Genomic DNA, 20063 nt, shown 5'->3' with positions numbered 1-20063 from the left:
ATACAAAAAAAGGGCTGTGATCAGTTGATCCTGCCCTTTTACTGTTATTATACTAACTCGATGATTACCATTGGAGCACCGTCACCACGGCGTGGTCCGATCTTAGCGATACGAGTGTATCCGCCTTGACGCTCTGTGTAACGCGGTGCGATATCAGCGAATAGCTTTTGAAGTGCATCTTGGTTTGTTTCAGCGTCAGCTACTTCATTACGGATATATGCTGCTGCTTGACGGCGAGCATGAAGATCTCCGCGTTTCCCTAAAGTAATCATTTTTTCTACTACGGAACGAAGTTCTTTCGCACGTGTTTCAGTAGTTTGAATACGTTCGTTAATGATTAAATCAGTCGTTAAGTCACGTAACATCGCTTTACGCTGGGCACTTGTGCGGCCTAATTTTCTGTATCCCATTAGTAGTTCCCTCCTTTGTTAGTAGTATCGTAACAAAACAAAGAAACCTTAGTCATCTTTGCGTAAGCCTAAGCCAAGTTCTTCGAGCTTATGCTTCACTTCTTCTAAGGATTTGCGTCCTAAGTTACGAACCTTCATCATGTCTTCTTCTGTCTTGTTCGCAAGCTCTTGTACCGTATTGATACCAGCGCGCTTCAAGCAGTTATAAGAACGAACAGAAAGATCAAGCTCTTCGATCGTCATCTCCAAAACTTTCTCTTTTTGATCTTCTTCTTTTTCTACCATAATCTCAGCATTTTGTGCTTCGTCTGTTAAACCGACAAAGATATTTAAATGCTCTGTTAAGATTTTGGCTCCTAACGAGATTGCTTCTTTCGGTCCGATGCTTCCATCCGTCCACACGTCAAGCGTCAGCTTGTCGTAATTTGTCACTTGTCCAACACGTGTATTTTCTACTTGGTATGTCACACGTGAGACTGGAGTATAAATAGAGTCGATAGGAATAACACCTATCGGTTGATCCTCTCTCTTGTTCGCATCGGCTGGTGTATACCCGCGACCACGTCTAGCTGTAAGGCGCATACGTAAATGTGCATCCTTCGCAAGCGTTGCAACATGTAAATCTGGGTTTAAGATTTCCACGTCGCTGTCGTGAGTAATATCAGCAGCTGTGACAACACCCTCGCCCGTAATATCAATTTCGAGCGTTTTCTCTTCTTCAGAGTAAATTTTCAGGGCTAGCTTTTTTAAATTTAAGATAATCGTTGTGACATCTTCCACAACGCCCTCAATCGTAGAAAACTCGTGCAGTACACCATCAATTTGGATAGACGTTACAGCGGCACCAGGGAGTGAGGATAACAGAATACGACGTAAGGAGTTACCCAAAGTAGTACCATATCCACGCTCAAGCGGTTCAATGACGAATTTGCCATACTTGGCATCCTCGTTAATTTCAACCGTTTCGATTTTTGGTTTTTCAATCTCGATCATTTATTAAACCCTCCTTCAAAACGTCGAAACCCCGGCTAGACAACTTAAAATTGTCTAACCGAAAGTCCCCCTTAGGCAGTTCCCGATTGTGCACAACAATAAGCAATGTTTCTGTATAACTATTGTATCATATCCCATTATAGACAATGTTTAGAAATTTATACAGAACAATTACACACGGCGACGTTTTGGCGGACGGCATCCGTTATGAGGTACTGGAGTAACGTCTCTGATAGCTGTTACTTCTAATCCTGCAGCTTGAAGCGCACGGATAGCTGCTTCACGACCGGCACCAGGACCTTTAACAGTAACCTCCAAAGTTTTAAGACCATGCTCCATGGATGCTTTTGCAGCTGTTTCTGCAGCCATTTGCGCTGCAAATGGAGTGGATTTACGAGAACCCTTGAAACCAAGTGCACCTGCACTAGACCAAGAAAGTGCATTACCATGAGCGTCTGTAATCGTTACGATTGTGTTATTGAATGTAGAACGGATATGCGCGATACCAGTCTCAATATTCTTTCTCACACGACGTTTACGAGTGTTAGTTTTGCGTGCTGCCATTGTTTGTTCAACCTCCTTTACTTATTATTTCTTTTTATTTGCTACAGTACGACGAGGACCTTTACGTGTACGTGCGTTATTTTTCGTATTTTGACCACGAACTGGTAAGCCGCGACGATGACGAAGACCACGGTAAGAACCGATTTCCATCAAACGTTTGATGTTTAAGGATACTTCACGACGAAGGTCACCTTCTACCTTTAGACGATCGATGATATCACGGATCTTCCCTAATTCTTCTTCAGTTAGGTCACGAACTCGAGTATCTTCAGAAACACCAGCTTCCGCAAGAACTTTTTGAGCAGTCGGACGACCAATACCATATACGTAAGTTAAAGAAATAACGACGCGCTTGTCACGAGGAATATCTACACCTGCGATACGTGCCATTATGAACACCTCCTTTGATTAACCTTGTTTTTGCTTATGTTTCGGATTTTCACAGATCACCATTACTTTTCCTCTTCTGCGAATAACTTTACATTTTTCGCAAATCGGCTTAACGGATGGTCTTACTTTCATGTCTCGAACCTCCTTAACGATTACGGAGTGCTATATTATTTAAAACGATACGTAATACGACCACGATTTAAGTCATACGGAGATAATTCTACCGTAACTTTGTCTCCTGGTAAAATACGAATGAAGTTCATACGGATTTTACCAGAAACGTGAGCTAATACTACGTGTCCGTTCTCCAATTCTACTTTAAACATCGCGTTTGGCAAAGTTTCTACAACTGTGCCTTCTACTTCAATTACATCATCTTTAGCCATTTCATGTTCTCCCTTCTTCAAATCAGTAACCTTCTTAAACTGCTCTGAAATCTCGGAGAGTTTACTGCTTACAGGGTTGTCAGGATTTCATATCCTGCTTCCGTAACGGCAACAGTATGTTCAAAGTGAGCACACCATTTACCATCAACAGTCACCACTGTCCAGTTATCAGAGAGTGTTTTTACATATCTTGTTCCTTCATTAATCATCGGTTCAATGCAAATGACCATACCCGGTTTCAACCTAGGACCTTTATTAGGAGGACCGTAGTGTGGAATTTGCGGGTCTTCATGTAAGTCTTGCCCGATTCCATGACCGACATACTCTCTCACAACGGAAAAGCCATTGCTCTCCGCATATGTTTGAATCGCATGTGATACATTTGACAATCTTTCACTAGGCTTCACTTGCTCCAAACCGAGATATAATGATCTCTCTGTAACATCAAGCAGCTTTTGAACAGATTCTGAAATGCTTCCTACGGGATATGTCCATGCGGAATCTCCATGATATCCATTATATTTCGCACCTATATCGATGCTGATCACATCGCCATCCTTGAGCCTGCGGTCGCTTGGAATTCCGTGCACCAATTCTTCATTTACAGAAGTACAAATGCTTCCTGGGAAACCATGATATCCTTTAAAGGAGGGGGATGCCCCATACTTGCGAATGATTTGTTCCGCAATTGTGTCAAGCTCCTTTGTTGTGATATCCGGAACAATATGCTTTTTCAACTCTTGGTGAGTCAAGGCTACAATTCTTCCAGCCTCTCGCATAATCTCAATTTCGCGAGGTGTCTTGCAAATGATCATTATGCCAAATCTCCGATAAGGGCTTCAATATCTTCAAATACCTTGCCGATTTCCTGCACGCCGTTGATATTTCGCAAGTAACCAAGTTCTTCATAGAAATTAAGCAAAGGCTGTGTTTGCTTAATATTAACCTCTAAGCGGTTTGCTACAGTCTCCTCATTATCATCAGAGCGCTGGTAAAGCTCTCCGCCACATTTATCGCAAACACCCTCTACTGCAGGTGGATTAAAGACAAGGTGATAAGTTGCACCACAGTCTTTGCAAATACGTCTTCCAGTCAATCGTTTAAGCAATAAATCAGAATCTACATCAATATTGATGACATAATCGATTTTCTTGCCAAGATCTTTCACGATTTCTTCTAAAGCAGATGCCTGAGCCACTGTTCGAGGAAAACCATCTAGCAAGAAGCCGCCATTGCAATCTTCTTTGCTTAAACGTTCACGAACGATTCCAATTGTTACCTCGTCTGGAACAAGCGCACCTTGATCCATGAAAGATTTTGCTTTTAAACCTAGTTCGGTTCCTTCTTTAATAGCAGCACGAAACATATCTCCTGTTGAAATGTGAGGGATGTTATACTTGGCAATAATTCTTTCAGCCTGTGTACCTTTTCCGGCACCCGGAAGTCCCATTAAAATTAAATTCATCACGATTCCCCCCAGAATATAAATGAGCTATTAGGGAAGATTGCCTTCCCGCTTTGCTCATTGCTTAATGAAGCCTTTATAATGGCGTTTTACTAATTGGCTTTCCAGCTGTTTCATCGTTTCTAAAGCCACTCCAATTACAATCAACAAACTTGTTCCCCCAATTTGTGCAGAACTAGGTAAATTTGCAAGCTTGATGAAGATAACAGGCAGAATGGCGATTGCTGCTAAAAATATAGAACCGACAAAAGTTAAACGATAGAGAATTTTTGTTAAGTATTGCTCTGTATTTTTACCTGGACGAATACCAGGAACATATCCACCTTGCTTGTTCAGGTTCTCAGCCATCTGTTCAGGATTGACTTGAACAAATGCATAGAAGTACGAGAAGGCAATGATTAATGCAACATATATAATCATCCCCACAGGATGGGAATAGTTAAAGTTTTGAATAATCCATTGCGACACATCGTGTTTCGGGAAAAACTGAGCAATCGTCGGCGGTGTAATCAAGAACGAAACGGCAAAGATAACTGGAATAACGCCTGCGCTATTTACCTTTAACGGTAAATGCGTATTTTGTGCACCAGCATAACCGCCGCTTCCCGCTGCACGCTTTGCGTACTGAATCGGGATTTTTCTTGTTGCCTGTTGAATATAGATAACTCCAACAATAACTGCCAATATAGCAATTACAATTAGTGCTACTTTCACAATACGAATGAATAAATCTTCTCCAGCGTCTTGGAACTGCTGAACATAAATTTGATTCATTACGTTTGGAATTGCTGCTACGATACCAGCAAAGATGAGGATCGAAATTCCGTTTCCAACACCCTTCGCCGTAATTTGTTCGCCAACCCACATTAAAAAGGCTGTCCCTGCAGTAAGAACAGTAGCGATATACAAATATGTCGTCCAGCCCGGATTCTCAATTAACTGTCCGTTCGCTAAGTTATTGAATCCGATAGACATACCGATTGCTTGAATAAAAGCCAGCACAATTGTGAAATAGCGGGTAAACTGAGCTAATTTACGACGGCCCATCTCACCTTGCTTTGCCCATTCCGTAAACTTAGGCACAACATCCATCTGCAAAAGCTGCACGATGATGGATGCTGTAATATACGGCATGATTCCCATCGCGAAGATGGAGAAGTTTTGCAACGCTCCGCCGCCGAAGGTATTAAGAATACCTAATACGTTGAGTTGATCTTGGGCCTTTAGAACTTCAGCGTTAACATTAGGTACCGGAATAAACGTACCAATTCGGAAGACGATTAACATCGCCAAGGTAAATAGGATTTTATGTCTTATCTCAGCAACGCGCATAAAGTTGGAGATTGTACGAAACATTAAATCACCTCAGTTTTTCCGCCAGCCGCTTCAATTGCTGCTACTGCAGCAGAAGAAAATTTAGTAGCTTTCACAGTAAGCTTCTTCTCAAGTGTACCGTTCGCAAGAACTTTTACACCGTTGTTCAACTTGCTGATTACGCCAGTTTCAAGTAACAATTCAGCTGTTACTTCTGTACCATCTTCAAAGCGATTTAAAGCATCAAGGTTTACAATCGCGTATTCTTTACGACCGATATTAGTGAAGCCGCGTTTTGGAAGACGACGGAATAGAGGAGTTTGACCACCTTCGAAGCCAAGACGAACACCGCCGCCAGAGCGTGCGTTTTGTCCTTTATGACCTTTACCAGCAGTTTTACCGTTACCAGAACCAATACCGCGTCCTACACGGTTGCGAACTTTACGAGAACCTTCAGCAGGCTTTAATTCATGAAGTTTCATTCCCAGGCACCTCCTTATAGTATTGAATTACAATAAAATTAAGCTTCTTTTACAGTTACAAGGTGAGAAACCTTGTTTACCATTCCAAGAATAGCAGCATTTTCTTCTTTAACTACAGTTTGATGAAGCTTTTTCAAGCCAAGCGCTTCAACAGTCGCGCGTTGATCTTGCGGGCGACCGATCAAACTGCGAGTGAGGGTAATTTCTAATTTCTTTGCCATTGTCTATTCCCTCCTTATCTTAACCTAACAACTCTTCAACAGTTTTTCCACGAAGTTTTGCTACATCTTCAGCACGCTTTAATTGGTTCAATCCGTTCATAGTAGCGCGTACCATATTAATAGGCGTGTTAGATCCTAAAGACTTGGAAAGGATATCTTGTACGCCAGCTAATTCAAGAACCGCACGAACCGGTCCACCAGCGATAACTCCTGTACCTTCTGAAGCCGGCTTCAAGAATACTTCGCCTGCTCCGAATTGTCCAAGTACTTCATGTGGAACTGTTGTACCAACAAGCGGTACATGAATTAGGTTTTTCTTAGCATCTTCAATAGCCTTGCGGATCGCTTCTGGCACCTCTTGTGCTTTACCAGTACCGAATCCTACATGACCGTTCTTATCTCCAACTACAACTAACGCAGCGAAACGGAAACGACGACCGCCTTTAACAACTTTCGCAACACGGTTAACCGTTACTACGCGCTCTTCAAGTTCTAATTTGCTTGAGTCAATGCGACGCATCTTTTTTCCCTCCTTTTACCATTAAAATTGCAAGCCAGCTTCACGAGCAGCTTCAGCTAAAGCTTTTACACGACCATGATATAGGTAGCCGCCGCGATCGAATACTACCTCGCTAATACCCTTCTCAACCGCACGCTTTGCAACTAGCTCTCCAACCTTTTGAGCAGCAGCTGCGTTGCTAGTGCCTTCAAGAGAAAGCTCTTTATCAAGAGTAGATGCACTAACTAATGTAACACCGTTCACGTCGTCGATAACTTGAGCATAAATGTGCTGATTAGAACGGAACACGTTTAAGCGTGGACGCTGCGCAGTACCGGAAAGCTTTGTACGCACGCGCGCATGTCTTTTCTTACGAACCGCATTTTTATCAGGTTTAGTGATCATTGATGTCACTCCTTTCCTTTCATCTGCCAGGATTACTTACCTGTTTTACCTTCTTTACGACGTACAACTTCGCCTTCATAGCGAATACCTTTGCCTTTGTAAGGCTCTGGTGCACGTACTGCACGAATGTTAGCAGCTAAAGCGCCAACGCGCTCTTTATCGATACCTTTAACAAGAACCTTCGTGTTTGCAGGTACTTCGATTTCGATTCCAGCTTCAGGAGTAATCTCCACTGGGTGGGAATAACCAACGTTTAATACAAGCTTGTTACCTTGCTTAGACGCACGGTAACCAACCCCGATTAACTCAAGACCACGTTGGAATCCGTTTGTTACGCCCTCAACCATGTTGCCAAGAAGAGCACGAGTTGTACCGTGAAGCGCACGGTGCTCTTTTTGATCAGAAGGACGTGTCACTGTTAGTACGTTTTCTTCCATGTTGATTGTAATATCAGGATGGAAAGTACGAGTCAATTCACCTTTAGGGCCTTTTACAGTTACTGTGTTGTCCGCAGCTACTGTAATTGTTACGCCTGCAGGGATTTCAAGAATCTTTTTACCAATACGAGACATTTCTGTTACACCTCCGTTCGTTCAGAAAATATTACCAAACGTATGCTAGTACTTCTCCGCCAGTTTGTAATTGACGAGCATCTTTATCAGTCATTACTCCCTTAGAAGTAGAAACGATTGCAATACCTAATCCGTTAAGTACACGTGGTACTTCATCAGCTTTTGCATATACACGTAAGCCAGGCTTACTGATGCGTTTTAGTCCAGTGATTACACGCTCATTGTTTGGACCATATTTCAAGAAAATGCGCAGGATACCTTGCTTGTTATCCTCGATCATTTCTACATCACGAACGAAACCTTCACGCTTTAAGATTTCCGCGATTTCTTTTTTGATGTTAGAAGCAGGAACTTCTAATTTCTCGTGACGTACCATATTCGCATTACGGATGCGAGTAAGCAAATCTGCAATTGGATCTGTCATCACCATTTGTTTTACCTCCTTCCCATTCTTGGGTATTACCAGCTAGCTTTTTTAACACCAGGAATTTGACCTTTATAGGCAAGTTCACGGAAACAAATACGGCAAAGTTTAAATTTACGATATACGGAATGCGGACGACCGCAGCGCTCGCAACGTGTGTACGCCTGTACTTTAAACTTCGGCTCGCGTTTTTGCTTTGCAATCATTGATTTCTTAGCCACGTTTTCGCCTCCTCTACTTAGCGTTGGCTTCCATTATTTTTGGAATGGCATACCGAATTGTGTTAAAAGCTCACGAGCTTCTTCATCTGTGTTAGCAGTTGTTACGATTACGATGTCCATACCACGAACTTTGCTTACTTTATCGTAATCAATCTCAGGGAAGATTAATTGTTCTTTAACTCCCAGAGTGTAGTTACCGCGACCATCGAAAGAATTCTTAGAGATACCGCGGAAGTCACGAACACGTGGAAGAGAAACAGATACAAGCTTATCAAAGAACTCATACATTTTTTCTCCACGTAATGTAACCTTTGCACCGATCGGCATACCTTCACGAAGACGGAAGCCTGCGATCGATTTCTTCGCACGAGTTACAACAGGCTTTTGACCTGAGATTTGTGTTAACTCTTCAACAGCACTGTCTAATGCTTTAGAGTTTTGTACAGCATCACCAACACCCATGTTGATAACGATTTTTTCAAGTTTAGGAACTTGCATTACGGACTTATAGTTAAACTTGCTCATTAGAGCAGGTGTAATTTCCTTCTGGAACTTTTCTTTAAGGCGATTCAATTCAGGGACCTCCTTTCAAGAGAGATTATTTATCTAATACTTGACCTGATTTCTTTGCTACACGAACTTTTTTACCATCAACTACTTGATAGCCTACACGAGTAGGTTCACCTGTTTTTGGATCTAATGGCATAACATTAGATACATGAACTGGTGCTTCTTTCGTAATGATTCCACCTTGTGGATTCAACTGAGATGGCTTAGAGTGTTTCTTAACGATGTTAACACCCTCAACAATAACACGGTTTTCTTTAGGGAAAGCAGCGAGGATTACGCCTTGTTTTCCTTTATCTTTACCAGTGATTACTTGTACTTTGTCACCTTTTTTAACATGCATCTTTCTTGTGCACCTCCTTAGAAAGGCAATACTTCGAATTATAGAACTTCTGGAGCCAAGGAAACGATTTTCATGAAGTTGCTGTCGCGCAATTCACGAGCAACCGGTCCGAAGATACGAGTACCGCGTGGGCTCTTATCTTCTTTAATGATAACTGCTGCATTCTCATCAAAACGGATGTAAGAACCATCTTTACGACGAGCACCGCTCTTTGTACGAACAACTACAGCTTTAACTACATCACCTTTTTTAACAACGCCACCTGGTGTTGCTTGTTTTACAGAAGCAACGATAATGTCGCCGATGTTAGCGTATTTGCGGCCGGAACCACCTAATACTTTAATTGTTAACAATTCACGAGCACCAGAGTTGTCAGCAACTTTCAAACGAGTTTCTTGTTGAATCATGCTATGAAACCTCCCTTCGGATTTATCATTGATCCGATTCGTCTATTAAATAATAACAGCTTCTTCAACGACTTCAACTAAACGGAAGCGTTTAGTAGCGGAAAGCGGGCGAGTTTCCATAATCTTTACGATATCGCCAACTTTTGCTTGGTTTAATTCATCATGTGCTTTGTATTTTTTAGAATACTTAACACGTTTTCCGTACAAAGTATGTGTTTTGTAAGTTTCGACCAAAACTGTGATAGTTTTATCCATTTTGTCGGAAACAACACGTCCAGTGTAAACTTTACGTTGGTTGCGTTCGCTCACAGTGCAAACCTCCCCTCAATTATTATCCGTTAATTCCGATCTCTCTTTCACGAACTACAGTTTTCATACGAGCGATCGCTTTACGTACCTCACGAATACGTGCAGTGTTCTCTAATTGTCCTGTAGCCAATTGAAAGCGAAGGTTGAATAATTCTTCTTTCAAAGCTTTCACTTTTTGTTCGATTTCGACAGTGGTTAATTCACGAATTTCATTAGTTTTCATTAGATTCACCACCATTTTCTTCACGTTTTACGAACTTGCACTTAACCGGCAATTTATGAGCAGCAAGACGCAATGCTTCACGTGCCACTTCTTCGGATACACCTGCAATTTCAAACATGACTTTACCAGGCTTAACAACTGCTACCCAACCCTCTGGAGCACCTTTACCGGAACCCATGCGGACTTCTAGAGGCTTTGCAGTGTATGGCTTAGAAGGGAAAATCTTAATCCAAACTTTACCGCCACGTCTCATATAACGAGTCATCGCACGACGCGCAGCTTCGATTTGACGGTTTGTAATCCAAGAAGCTTCAGTAGCTTGTAAACCAAATTCACCGAAATGAACTTCTTTACCACCTTTAGCTTCACCACGCATTTTACCACGGTGTTCACGACGATATTTTACGCGTTTAGGCATTAACATAATTATTTTCCTCCTTCCTCAGAAGCTTTCTTTTTCGTAGGAAGGACTTCTCCACGATAAATCCATACTTTTACGCCAAGCTTGCCGTATGTTGTATCAGCTTCCGCTGTTGCATAGTCAATATCAGCACGAAGTGTATGAAGTGGAACAGTTCCTTCAGAGTAAGATTCTGCACGAGCGATATCAGCGCCCCCAAGACGTCCAGAAACTTGAGTTTTGATACCTTTTGCACCTGCACGCATAGCACGTTGAATTGTTTGCTTCTGTGCACGGCGGAAAGATACACGGTTTTCTAATTGACGAGCAATGTTTTCAGCAACCAATTTCGCATCAAGATCTGCTTTTTTGATTTCTAAAATATTAATGTGTACACGCTTGCCAGTTAATTGGTTAAGAGCTTTACGAAGTGCTTCAACTTCTGTACCACCTTTACCAATTACCATACCAGGCTTTGCAGTGTGTACTGTAATGTTCACACGGTTTGCAGCGCGCTCGATTTCAACTTTAGAAACAGCCGCATCTTTCAAACGAACGTTGATGTATTCACGGATTTTAATATCTTCGTGTAATAACTCAGCGAAATCTTTATCAGCGTACCATTTAGATTCCCAGTCACGGATAATACCAACCCGAAGACCTATCGGACTAACCTTTTGACCCATCGATTATCCCTCCTTCTTTTCAGATACCACGATTGTAATATGGCTTGTGCGTTTGTTAATTGCGCTTGCACGTCCCATTGCACGTGGACGGAAACGTTTCAATGTTGGACCTTCATCAGCGAATGCTGTGCTAACAACCAAGTTGTTGATGTCCATTTCATAGTTATGCTCTGCGTTTGCGATCGCAGATTTCAAAACCTTCTCTACAATTGGAGAAGCAGCTTTTGGAGTGTGGCGAAGAATTGCGATTGCTTCACCCACTTGCTTTCCTCGAACTAAATCTAATACTAGACGTACTTTACGAGGAGCAATACGAACTGTTCTAGCTACTGCTTTAGCTTGCATTGAAGTGCCTCCTCTCATTATCTTCTAGTTTTCTTATCTGCCTCATGGCCTTTGTACGTACGTGTTGGAGCAAATTCACCTAATTTATGACCAACCATATCCTCAGTAACGTAAACAGGAACGTGTTTACGGCCATCATACACAGCAATCGTGTGACCGATGAATTGAGGGAAAATTGTAGAACGACGAGACCAAGTTTTGATAACTTGCTTAGAGCCAGTTTCAGTAGCTTGCTCGACCTTTTTCATTAAATGATCATCGACAAATGGTCCCTTTTTTAAGCTGCGAGCCATTTTTGTACCTCCCTTCGTAATTGACGTACGGTTCTATAGAACCGTACTACAACCACGTTATTTTTTACGACGACGAACGATGAATTTATCAGAAGCTTTGTTTTTCTTACGAGTTTTCGCTCCAAGAGTTGGTTTGCCCCATGGAGACATTGGAGACTTACGTCCGATAGGTGCGCGACCTTCACCACCACCGTGTGGGTGATCTACAGGGTTCATTACGGAACCGCGAACTGTAGGGCGTTTGCCTAACCAGCGAGAACGACCAGCTTTACCGATTTTAATAAGTTCATGATGTTCGTTACCAACTTGACCGATTGTAGCACGGCAAGTTGCTAAGATAAGACGTACTTCACCAGAAGTTAAACGTACAAGTACGTATTTTCCTTCTTTACCAAGTACTTGAGCAGAAGAACCTGCAGAACGAACTAATTGTCCGCCTTTACCAGGCTTAAGCTCGATGTTGTGAATTAAAGTACCTACTGGAATGTTTGCAAGTGGTAATGCGTTACCTGGTTTAATGTCAGCTTCTGGGCCGGACATAATTTGAGTTCCTACTTCTAAGTTCTTAGGAGCAAGGATGTAACGCTTTTCACCGTCAACATAGTTGATCAATGCAATATTCGCAGAGCGGTTTGGATCGTACTCGATTGTAGCAACGCGTCCTGGAATTCCATCTTTATCGCGTTTAAAATCGATGATACGGTATTGACGCTTATGTCCGCCACCTTGATGACGTACAGTAATTTTACCTTGGTTGTTACGGCCAGCTTTTTTGCTTAAAGGTGCAAGCAAGGACTTTTCCGGTTTGTCAGTTGTGATTTCAGCGAAATCAGAAGCTGTCATGTTACGGCGACCGTTTGATGTTGGTTTGTACTTTTTAATAGCCATCTCAATTTCCCTCCTTCTCTGTTAGGATTAAACGCCTTCGAAAATTTCGATTTCTTTGCTATCAGCAGTTAATTTCACGATAGCTTTTCTACGACGATTTGTATAACCCGCATGGCGACCTACGCGCTTATACTTCGGCTTGTAGTTCATGATGTTTACTTTCTCAACTTGAACACCGAAAATTGCTTCAACAGCATCTTTTACTTCCGTCTTGTTCGCTTTCACGTCTACATCGAAAGTATATTTCTTTTCAGCCATCGCTTCCATAGAACGTTCAGTGATAACCGGGCGCTTAATGATATCACGAGGATCTCTCATTATGCAAGCACCTCCTCTACTTTTTCCACTGCCGCTTTAGTCAAGACAAGCTTCTCATGACCAAGAACGTCTAATACGTTCACGCCATTTGCAGTGACAACTGTTACTCCTGGGATATTACGAGCGGATAACTCAACTGCTTCATTTACATCAGCAGTAACGATAAGAGCTTTCTTCTCGATTGTCAATCCTTTAAGGATTGCAACCATATCCTTTGTTTTTGGTGCATTTAATACTAAATCTTCAAGAACGATTACGTTGTTCTCTAATACTTTAGTAGATAATGCAGATTTAATCGCCAAACGACGAACTTTTTTGTTTAATTTATAAGAGTAAGAACGTGGAGTCGGTCCGAATACAGTACCGCCGCCGCGCCATTGTGGGGAACGGATAGAACCTTGACGAGCACGACCAGTTCCTTTTTGACGCCATGGCTTACGTCCGCCACCGCGTACTTCTGAACGATTTTTTACTTTATGCGTACCTTGACGTAAAGATGCACGTTGCATAATTACTGCATCAAAAAGTACAGCTTCATTTGGCTCAATACCGAAAACAGCTTCTGCTAATTCGATTTCACCAACTTGAGATCCTGTTTGGTTAAATAACGTTACTTTTGGCATTTGGTTTCCTCCTTTCCGCTAAAGAATTATTTGCTTGCCTTAACGGCATTACGAACAGCTACTAACGATTTTTTAGCGCCCGGAACGTTACCTTTAATGAGTAACAAGTTACGTTCTGCATCAACTTTCACGACTTGTAAGTTTTGTACAGTAACTTGATCTCCACCCATACGTCCAGCAAGCTTTTTGCCTTTAAATACACGGTTCGGAGCAACTGGGCCCATTGAACCAGGACGACGGTGATAACGGGAACCGTGGGACATAGGTCCGCGGGATTGTCCGTGACGTTTAATCGCACCTTGGAATCCTTTTCCTTTAGAGATTCCAGTTACGTCAACTGTATCGCCTTCAGCGAAAATTTCTACTTTTACCTCTTGACCAACTTCGTACCCTGCTACGTCTGCATCGCGGAACTCGCGAATGAAGCGCTTAGGAGCAGTATTTGCTTTTGCAGCATGACCTTGCTCAGGTTTGTTAGCAAGCTTCGCACGCTTGTCTTCTAAACCTAATTGAACTGCATTGTAGCCGTCTGTTTCAACTGTCTTCTTTTGAAGAACCACGTTTGGAGCAGCTTCGATAACAGTTACAGGAATTAGCTCGCCGTTTTCTGCAAATACTTGAGTCATACCGATCTTTCTTCCTAAGATTCCTTTGGTCATGAGTCACACCTCCTACATATTAAGAATATTTCATTTATAGTTTGATTTCGATATCTACGCCAGATGGTAAATCTAAACGCATAAGTGAATCTACTGTTTGTGGAGTAGGATTCACGATGTCGATTAAGCGCTTGTGTGTACGCATCTCGAATTGCTCACGAGAATCTTTGTACTTGTGCACCGCACGAAGAATTGTGTAGATAGTCTTTTCAGTTGGTAACGGAATCGGACCAGATACCGCCGCACCAGAACGTTTAGCTGTTTCTACAATCTTCTCTGCTGATTGATCCAAAATACGGTGATCATAAGCTTTCAAACGGATACGAATTTTCTCTTTTGCCATTATTTTCCCTCCTTCTTCGCCTATTTTAAAAATAGACATTCTCCATGGAAATTTCCTCACACTCGCCATGGCAAAGCGGCCGGGTGTGTCAGCAACCTTCCACTTCATCGCAGTCAAAGACCAACATCGTCTATTATACATTATCTCTACAGCCTATGCAACATCAAAATGTAATTTTGCTGTTTTTGCCGTACCTTAGTTATTATACACACGGCTTCGTTGAATTTCAAGCTATGGACAAATGAGTTTATGTTCACAAATTTTGGTACTATGATGAACTTCCAAATTAGTAAGCAGCTCTTATCCATTATCTTAGTTAACACATCGAAGATGCAGTACACTTTAAACTGAAACGAACCTATAAAATTCAAAAGCCTATTCAATTCTATATAATAGAAGATTTTTTCTAACTCAGCTGAATAAAAAAGGGGAAAATCTGATTCAAACACCTATCAGAGAAACAAATTACTATAGAAGTAAGATAAGAATACTAATCCCATGATATAAGTTTTAGCACCCCTTCCTTCTAGCTTTTAAAGCAAAAAAGCTTGGAACCTTTGGTTCCAAGCTTTTTATTAAAAATTACTCAGTGATAGTAGCAACTACGCCAGCGCCTACTGTACGGCCGCCTTCACGGATAGAGAATTTAGTACCTTCTTCAACCGCGATTGGAGCGATAAGTTCTACAGTCATTTCGATGTTGTCGCCAGGCATAACCATTTCAACGCCTTCTGGTAATTGGATGATTCCAGTTACGTCAGTTGTACGGAAATAGAATTGCGGGCGGTAGTTAGCGAAGAATGGAGTATGACGTCCACCTTCTTCTTTAGAAAGAACGTAAACTTCCGCTTTGAATTTTGTATGTTGTTTAACAGAACCTGGCTTAGCAAGAACTTGTCCACGTTGGATTTCGTCACGAGCTACACCACGAAGAAGAGCTCCGATGTTGTCACCAGCTTGTGCTTGGTCAAGAAGCTTACGGAACATTTCAACACCTGTTACAGTTGTGTTCTTAGTTTCTTCAGCAAGACCGATGATTTCTACAACGTCACCAACTTTAACTGTTCCACGCTCTACGCGGCCAGTAGCAACTGTACCACGACCAGTGATAGAGAATACGTCCTCAACTGGCATTAAGAATGGCTTGTCAGTTTCACGCTCTGGAGTTGGGATGTAAGCATCAACTTCAGCCATAAGCTCGTTGATTTTGCCTTCCCACTCTGCATCTCCTTCAAGAGCTTTAAGAGCAGAACCTTTGATAACTGGAATGTCATCGCCAGGGAATTCATATTCGCTTAATAGATCGCGAACTTCCATTTCTACTAATTCAAGAAGCTCTTCGTCGTCTACCATATCACATTTGTTTAAGAATACAACGATGTATGGTACACCTACTTGGCGAGAAAGAAGGATGTGCTCACGAGTTTGTGGCATTGGACCATCAGTAGCAGATACTACTAGGATCGCGCCGTCCATTTGCGCAGCACCAGTGATCATGTTTTTAACATAGTCAGCGTGGCCTGGGCAGTCAACGTGTGCGTAGTGACGAGTTGCTGTTTCGTACTCAACGTGTGCAGTAGAGATTGTGATACCGCGCTCACGCTCTTCTGGAGCAGCGTCGATTTGGTCGTATGCACGAGCCTCAGCGCCACCTGCTTTTGCAAGTACTGTAGTGATAGCAGCAGTTAATGTAGTTTTACCATGGTCAACGTGGCCGATTGTACCAATGTTAACGTGTGGTTTGGAACGGTCAAATTTAGCTTTAGCCATTGGGAAATCCTCCTTAAATTTCAAATATATATAGGATAGAAGGCAGAAAGGGCAAAGCCCTTTCGCTTTCTAGACTTACATAAGTAGTTATACTTGAACAAGTGCCAAAAATCAATTATTGGCCTTTATTTTTTTTGATAATTTCTTCAGAGATTGCACGTGGAACCTCTTCATAGTGGTCAAATACCATAGAGAATGTTCCGCGTCCTTGTGTATTAGAACGCAAGGATGTTGCGTAACCAAACATTTCAGAAAGTGGAACCATCGCACGAACAACTTGAGCGTTACCGCGTGCTTCCATACCTTCTACACGACCACGACGGGAAGTGATATCACCCATGATGTCACCTAGGTACTCATCTGGGATTACAACTTCTACCTTCATGATCGGTTCAAGAATTGCAGGGTTACACTTAGAAGCAGCAGCTTTTAGAGCCATAGATGCAGCGATCTTAAATGCCATCTCAGAGGAGTCAACATCATGGTAAGATCCATCTACTAATGCAGCTTTGATGTCTACTACAGGGTATCCTGCAAGCACACCGTTTTGCAATGCATCTTCAAGACCCGCTTGTACAGCCGGGATGTATTCACGAGGAACAACACCACCAACGATCTTGTTTTCAAACTCAAAGCCTTTACCCTCTTCATTTGGTTCAAATTCGATCCAAACGTGTCCGAATTGTCCGCGACCACCGGATTGACGTGCGAACTTACCTTCAACACGCGCAGCAGCACGGAATGTTTCACGGTATGCTACTTGAGGAGCACCAACGTTCGCTTCTACTTTGAACTCGCGACGCATACGGTCAACGATGATATCAAGGTGAAGCTCACCCATACCAGAGATGATTGTTTGACCAGTCTCTTGGTCAGTATGAGCACGGAATGTTGGGTCTTCTTCAGAAAGCTTCACTAATGCTGTACCCATTTTATCTTGGTCAGCTTTAGATTTCGGCTCGATAGCTACAGAGATAACTGGCTCTGGGAACGTCATAGACTCAAGAATTACTGGGTTTTTGTCGTCACATAAAGTGTCACCAGTTGTTGTATCTTTTAAACCTACAGCAGCTGCAATGTCACCAGAGTAACATACAGAAATCTCTTGGCGAGAGTTTGCATGCATTTGTAAGATACGTCCTAAACGCTCACGCTTGCCTTTTGTTGAGTTGATAACGTAAGAACCTGCTTCTGCTTTACCGGAGTAAACGCGGAAGAATGTTAACTTACCAACATAAGGGTCAGTCATGATTTTGAATGCCAATGCAGAGAATGGACCGTTATCATCAGCAGGACGAGTTACTTCCTCATCAGTATCAGGAACGACACCTTTGATTGCAGGAATGTCAAGCGGTGATGGCAGATAGTCAATAACTGCATCTAGCATTAATTGAACGCCTTTGTTTTTGAAGGCAGAACCGCACACTACAGGGAAGAACTCTACGCTTAACGTAGCTTTACGGATAGCCGCTTTTAATTCTTCTGCTGTAATTTCTTCGCCTTCAAGATATTTCTCCATCAGTGCTTCGTCGAAGTCTGCAAGAGCTTCGATCAAACCACCGCGAAGTTCTTCAGCTTGATCTTGGAATTCTTCAGGAACATCTACAACTTGGATATCTGTTCCTAAATCATTTGTATACATATGCGCTTTCATTTCAATGATATCAATGATACCGCTGAATTGGTCTTCAGCACCGATCGGAAGCTGAATTGGGTGCGCATTTGCTTGTAAACGCTCATGCAATGTTTTTACAGAGTATAAGAAATCCGCACCGATCTTGTCCATTTTGTTAACGAACACGATACGAGGTACTCCGTAAGTTGTTGCTTGACGCCAAACTGTTTCTGTTTGAGGCTCTACGCCGGATTGTGCATCCAGAACCGCAACCGCACCGTCAAGTACGCGTAAAGAACGCTCTACCTCTACAGTGAAGTCTACGTGTCCAGGAGTATCAATGATGTTTACGCGATTACCTTTCCATTGGGCAGTTGTCGCAGCAGAAGTGATTGTGATACCACGCTCTTGCTCTTGCTCCATCCAGTCCATCGTTGCAGCGCCTTCATGCACTTCACCGATTTTGTGTACACGGCCTGTATAGAACAAGATACGCTCTGTCGTTGTTGTTTTACCAGCATCGATGTGAGCCATGATACCAATGTTCCGAGTGTTGTCTAAGGAGAACTCTCTTGACATGGGTGTTTTTCTCCTTCCTTTTAAAGGATTGGATTTTTATTTTTAAAAAAAGCATAAAATCTCTCTAATTGTCACACAGGTAAGTATATCCACAAACATTCCAAATATGTAAAGTGGACGTTCATTGAAGAGAGAGGAATTTCTCCCTCTCCCTGCTTTCCATGAACGACAACCAAAGCGAATTCATGCAAATAACTATAAGCTTAATTCTACCAACGATAATGAGCAAATGCTTTGTTAGCTTCTGCCATTTTATGAGTGTCTTCACGCTTCTTAACAGATGCACCAGTGTTGTTAGCAGCATCTAAGATTTCGTTAGCTAGACGCTCTTCCATCGTTTTCTCACCACGAAGACGAGCGTAGTTTACTAACCAGCGAAGACCTAAAGTAGTACGACGATCAGGGCGAACTTCTACCGGTACTTGGTAGTTAGCACCACCGACACGACGAGCACGAACTTCAAGAACAGGCATGATGTTCTTAAGAGCTTGCTCAAATACTTCCATAGGATCTTTTCCAGAACGATCACGTACGATGTCAAATGCATTATAAAGAATAGTTTGAGATTTACCTCTCTTGCCGTCGATCATCATCTTGTTAATAAGACGAGATACAAGCTTGGAGTTGTAAATCGGATCTGGTAAAACGTCACGTTTTGCAACAGGACCTTTACGAGGCATGTTGTATTCCTCCTTTCAGCAAAAAGTATTTATTATTTCTTAGCAGCTTTTGGTCTCTTTGTACCGTATTTAGAACGACCTTGCATACGGTTGTTAACACCAGCTGTGTCAAGCGCACCGCGCACGATGTGGTAACGTACCCCTGGTAAGTCTTTTACACGGCCGCCGCGGATTAATACTACGCTGTGCTCTTGTAAGTTGTGACCGATACCTGGGATATAAGCAGTAACCTCGATTCCGTTTGTTAAACGCACACGAGCGTATTTACGCAACGCGGAGTTCGGTTTCTTTGGAGTCATTGTACCAACACGTGTACATACACCACGCTTTTGTGGAGCAGACAGATCAGTTGCTTTTTTCTTCAAAGAGTTGAAACCTTTGTTTAACGCAGGAGATTTAGATTTCCATACTTTATCAGTACGACCTTTTCTAACTAATTGGTTAATTGTAGGCATGAGTTATCCTCCCTTCATTTCTTTTATAAGACCACTCATCCAGGTGGTTCATTATTAGTTGAAAACAAAGTTCTTGCAAGGGGAAGCGAAATGCTCCCGCCTCGCAAAAACAGTTTTAACTGACTATCATTAACTGTAAATCACTTACTCCTTCTACTCTGTTTTCACAGTGTGTAAGTATTATCGTAACGTACATGCTGTATCGTCCGTAATA

34 protein-coding genes are annotated in these 20063 nt (G+C 42.3%); all 34 read right to left on the bottom strand.

From position 1 onward, the window contains the following. Positions 1-47 precede the first annotated feature (47 nt). The 34 genes from rplQ to rpsL all read right to left on the bottom strand — a co-directional run bounded on the left by rplQ (position 48) and on the right by rpsL (position 19849). Positions 48-410 (bottom strand): 50S ribosomal protein L17, encoded by a 363-nt coding sequence (rplQ, locus tag AC6HZ4_RS00850; RefSeq protein ID WP_497493165.1) that lies wholly within the window; start codon positions 408-410, stop codon positions 48-50. A gap of 48 nt (positions 411-458) precedes the next feature. Then, positions 459-1403, bottom strand: a complete 945-nt coding sequence (locus tag AC6HZ4_RS00845; protein ID WP_129730377.1) for a DNA-directed RNA polymerase subunit alpha — start codon at positions 1401-1403, stop codon at positions 459-461. 171 nt (positions 1404-1574) lie between these two features. Then, positions 1575-1967 carry a 30S ribosomal protein S11 gene (gene rpsK / locus AC6HZ4_RS00840; protein ID WP_497493164.1) on the bottom strand — a complete coding sequence of 131 codons (393 nt, stop codon included), beginning with the start codon at positions 1965-1967 and terminating at the stop codon, positions 1575-1577. A gap of 24 nt (positions 1968-1991) precedes the next feature. Continuing rightward, complete coding sequence (rpsM, locus tag AC6HZ4_RS00835) at positions 1992-2357, bottom strand: 30S ribosomal protein S13 (protein ID WP_497493162.1); 366 nt, start codon at positions 2355-2357, stop codon at positions 1992-1994. Between the two features lie 18 nt (positions 2358-2375). Beyond that, positions 2376-2489, bottom strand: a complete 114-nt coding sequence (gene rpmJ, locus AC6HZ4_RS00830; protein WP_000868344.1) for a 50S ribosomal protein L36 — start codon at positions 2487-2489, stop codon at positions 2376-2378. A gap of 35 nt (positions 2490-2524) precedes the next feature. Then, on the bottom strand, positions 2525-2743 hold the full coding sequence (infA, locus tag AC6HZ4_RS00825) for a translation initiation factor IF-1 (protein ID WP_254761063.1): 219 nt from the start codon (positions 2741-2743) through the stop codon (positions 2525-2527). Positions 2744-2811: 68 nt separating this feature from the next. Then, positions 2812-3558, bottom strand: a complete 747-nt coding sequence (map, locus tag AC6HZ4_RS00820) for a type I methionyl aminopeptidase (protein WP_497493161.1) — start codon at positions 3556-3558, stop codon at positions 2812-2814. After that, positions 3558-4208 (bottom strand): adenylate kinase, encoded by a 651-nt coding sequence (locus AC6HZ4_RS00815; protein ID WP_497493160.1) that lies wholly within the window; start codon positions 4206-4208, stop codon positions 3558-3560. The genes map and AC6HZ4_RS00815 overlap by 1 nt, the downstream gene beginning before the upstream one ends. A 57-nt stretch (positions 4209-4265) precedes the next feature. Beyond that, positions 4266-5564 (bottom strand): preprotein translocase subunit SecY, encoded by a 1299-nt coding sequence (gene secY, locus AC6HZ4_RS00810; RefSeq protein WP_497493158.1) that lies wholly within the window; start codon positions 5562-5564, stop codon positions 4266-4268. After that, positions 5564-6004: a 50S ribosomal protein L15 gene (gene rplO / locus AC6HZ4_RS00805; protein WP_497493157.1), complete on the bottom strand. Its 441-nt coding sequence runs from the start codon at positions 6002-6004 to the stop codon at positions 5564-5566. Before rplO ends, secY begins: the two co-directional genes overlap by 1 nt. Before the next feature lie 38 nt (positions 6005-6042). Next, positions 6043-6225: a 50S ribosomal protein L30 gene (gene rpmD / locus AC6HZ4_RS00800; RefSeq protein ID WP_129730361.1), complete on the bottom strand. Its 183-nt coding sequence runs from the start codon at positions 6223-6225 to the stop codon at positions 6043-6045. Between the two features lie 19 nt (positions 6226-6244). Continuing rightward, on the bottom strand, positions 6245-6745 hold the full coding sequence (rpsE, locus tag AC6HZ4_RS00795; protein ID WP_497493156.1) for a 30S ribosomal protein S5: 501 nt from the start codon (positions 6743-6745) through the stop codon (positions 6245-6247). A 21-nt stretch (positions 6746-6766) separates the two neighbouring features. Further along, the gene (gene rplR / locus AC6HZ4_RS00790; RefSeq protein ID WP_497493155.1) at positions 6767-7129 is read right to left on the bottom strand and encodes a 50S ribosomal protein L18; all 363 of its coding nucleotides are present in this window, start codon (positions 7127-7129) and stop codon (positions 6767-6769) included. A 32-nt stretch (positions 7130-7161) separates the two neighbouring features. Then, positions 7162-7701 carry a 50S ribosomal protein L6 gene (rplF, locus tag AC6HZ4_RS00785; RefSeq protein ID WP_497493154.1) on the bottom strand — a complete coding sequence of 180 codons (540 nt, stop codon included), beginning with the start codon at positions 7699-7701 and terminating at the stop codon, positions 7162-7164. A gap of 31 nt (positions 7702-7732) precedes the next feature. Further along, complete coding sequence (gene rpsH, locus AC6HZ4_RS00780) at positions 7733-8131, bottom strand: 30S ribosomal protein S8 (protein ID WP_497493153.1); 399 nt, start codon at positions 8129-8131, stop codon at positions 7733-7735. Between the two features lie 29 nt (positions 8132-8160). Next, on the bottom strand, positions 8161-8346 hold the full coding sequence (locus AC6HZ4_RS00775; protein WP_129730350.1) for a type Z 30S ribosomal protein S14: 186 nt from the start codon (positions 8344-8346) through the stop codon (positions 8161-8163). Positions 8347-8379: 33 nt separating this feature from the next. Continuing rightward, positions 8380-8919, bottom strand: coding sequence for a 50S ribosomal protein L5 (rplE, locus tag AC6HZ4_RS00770; RefSeq protein ID WP_497493151.1), 540 nt, complete (start codon positions 8917-8919; stop codon positions 8380-8382). 25 nt (positions 8920-8944) lie between these two features. Further along, positions 8945-9256, bottom strand: coding sequence for a 50S ribosomal protein L24 (gene rplX / locus AC6HZ4_RS00765; protein ID WP_497493150.1), 312 nt, complete (start codon positions 9254-9256; stop codon positions 8945-8947). A 38-nt stretch (positions 9257-9294) separates the two neighbouring features. Next, on the bottom strand, positions 9295-9663 hold the full coding sequence (gene rplN / locus AC6HZ4_RS00760) for a 50S ribosomal protein L14 (RefSeq protein WP_497493149.1): 369 nt from the start codon (positions 9661-9663) through the stop codon (positions 9295-9297). A 45-nt stretch (positions 9664-9708) separates the two neighbouring features. Then, the gene (gene rpsQ, locus AC6HZ4_RS00755; RefSeq protein WP_497493148.1) at positions 9709-9972 is read right to left on the bottom strand and encodes a 30S ribosomal protein S17; all 264 of its coding nucleotides are present in this window, start codon (positions 9970-9972) and stop codon (positions 9709-9711) included. Between the two features lie 22 nt (positions 9973-9994). After that, a complete protein-coding gene (rpmC, locus tag AC6HZ4_RS00750; protein ID WP_028400864.1) occupies positions 9995-10195 on the bottom strand; it encodes a 50S ribosomal protein L29 in 201 nt (66 codons plus the stop codon). Further along, a complete protein-coding gene (rplP, locus tag AC6HZ4_RS00745) occupies positions 10185-10619 on the bottom strand; it encodes a 50S ribosomal protein L16 (protein WP_497493147.1) in 435 nt (144 codons plus the stop codon). The genes rpmC and rplP overlap by 11 nt, the downstream gene beginning before the upstream one ends. 2 nt (positions 10620-10621) lie before the next feature. Further along, a complete protein-coding gene (gene rpsC, locus AC6HZ4_RS00740) occupies positions 10622-11281 on the bottom strand; it encodes a 30S ribosomal protein S3 (RefSeq protein ID WP_497493146.1) in 660 nt (219 codons plus the stop codon). 3 nt (positions 11282-11284) lie between these two features. After that, positions 11285-11626, bottom strand: coding sequence for a 50S ribosomal protein L22 (rplV, locus tag AC6HZ4_RS00735; protein WP_497493145.1), 342 nt, complete (start codon positions 11624-11626; stop codon positions 11285-11287). Positions 11627-11643: 17 nt separating this feature from the next. Continuing rightward, positions 11644-11919: a 30S ribosomal protein S19 gene (gene rpsS / locus AC6HZ4_RS00730; RefSeq protein WP_497493144.1), complete on the bottom strand. Its 276-nt coding sequence runs from the start codon at positions 11917-11919 to the stop codon at positions 11644-11646. A gap of 57 nt (positions 11920-11976) precedes the next feature. After that, on the bottom strand, positions 11977-12807 hold the full coding sequence (gene rplB / locus AC6HZ4_RS00725) for a 50S ribosomal protein L2 (protein ID WP_497493143.1): 831 nt from the start codon (positions 12805-12807) through the stop codon (positions 11977-11979). 27 nt (positions 12808-12834) lie between these two features. Further along, positions 12835-13125 (bottom strand): 50S ribosomal protein L23, encoded by a 291-nt coding sequence (gene rplW / locus AC6HZ4_RS00720; RefSeq protein ID WP_497493142.1) that lies wholly within the window; start codon positions 13123-13125, stop codon positions 12835-12837. Beyond that, the gene (gene rplD, locus AC6HZ4_RS00715; protein WP_497493141.1) at positions 13125-13748 is read right to left on the bottom strand and encodes a 50S ribosomal protein L4; all 624 of its coding nucleotides are present in this window, start codon (positions 13746-13748) and stop codon (positions 13125-13127) included. The genes rplW and rplD overlap by 1 nt, the downstream gene beginning before the upstream one ends. 26 nt (positions 13749-13774) lie before the next feature. Further along, positions 13775-14407 (bottom strand): 50S ribosomal protein L3, encoded by a 633-nt coding sequence (rplC, locus tag AC6HZ4_RS00710; protein WP_497493140.1) that lies wholly within the window; start codon positions 14405-14407, stop codon positions 13775-13777. 34 nt (positions 14408-14441) lie between these two features. Beyond that, positions 14442-14750 carry a 30S ribosomal protein S10 gene (rpsJ, locus tag AC6HZ4_RS00705; RefSeq protein WP_129730321.1) on the bottom strand — a complete coding sequence of 103 codons (309 nt, stop codon included), beginning with the start codon at positions 14748-14750 and terminating at the stop codon, positions 14442-14444. Between the two features lie 582 nt (positions 14751-15332). After that, the gene (tuf, locus tag AC6HZ4_RS00700) at positions 15333-16520 is read right to left on the bottom strand and encodes an elongation factor Tu (RefSeq protein WP_497493139.1); all 1188 of its coding nucleotides are present in this window, start codon (positions 16518-16520) and stop codon (positions 15333-15335) included. Between the two features lie 115 nt (positions 16521-16635). Next, positions 16636-18714 carry an elongation factor G gene (gene fusA, locus AC6HZ4_RS00695; RefSeq protein ID WP_497493138.1) on the bottom strand — a complete coding sequence of 693 codons (2079 nt, stop codon included), beginning with the start codon at positions 18712-18714 and terminating at the stop codon, positions 16636-16638. A gap of 209 nt (positions 18715-18923) precedes the next feature. Beyond that, positions 18924-19394, bottom strand: coding sequence for a 30S ribosomal protein S7 (gene rpsG / locus AC6HZ4_RS00690; protein ID WP_497493137.1), 471 nt, complete (start codon positions 19392-19394; stop codon positions 18924-18926). A 32-nt stretch (positions 19395-19426) separates the two neighbouring features. After that, the gene (gene rpsL / locus AC6HZ4_RS00685) at positions 19427-19849 is read right to left on the bottom strand and encodes a 30S ribosomal protein S12 (RefSeq protein WP_129730313.1); all 423 of its coding nucleotides are present in this window, start codon (positions 19847-19849) and stop codon (positions 19427-19429) included. Between the last annotated feature and the right edge of the window lie 214 nt (positions 19850-20063).

This window comes from Ectobacillus sp. OTK (genome assembly GCF_059698935.1).
The sequence above is the reverse complement of the archived record's forward strand: the minus strand, read 5'-3'. Positions and strand labels throughout refer to the sequence as shown.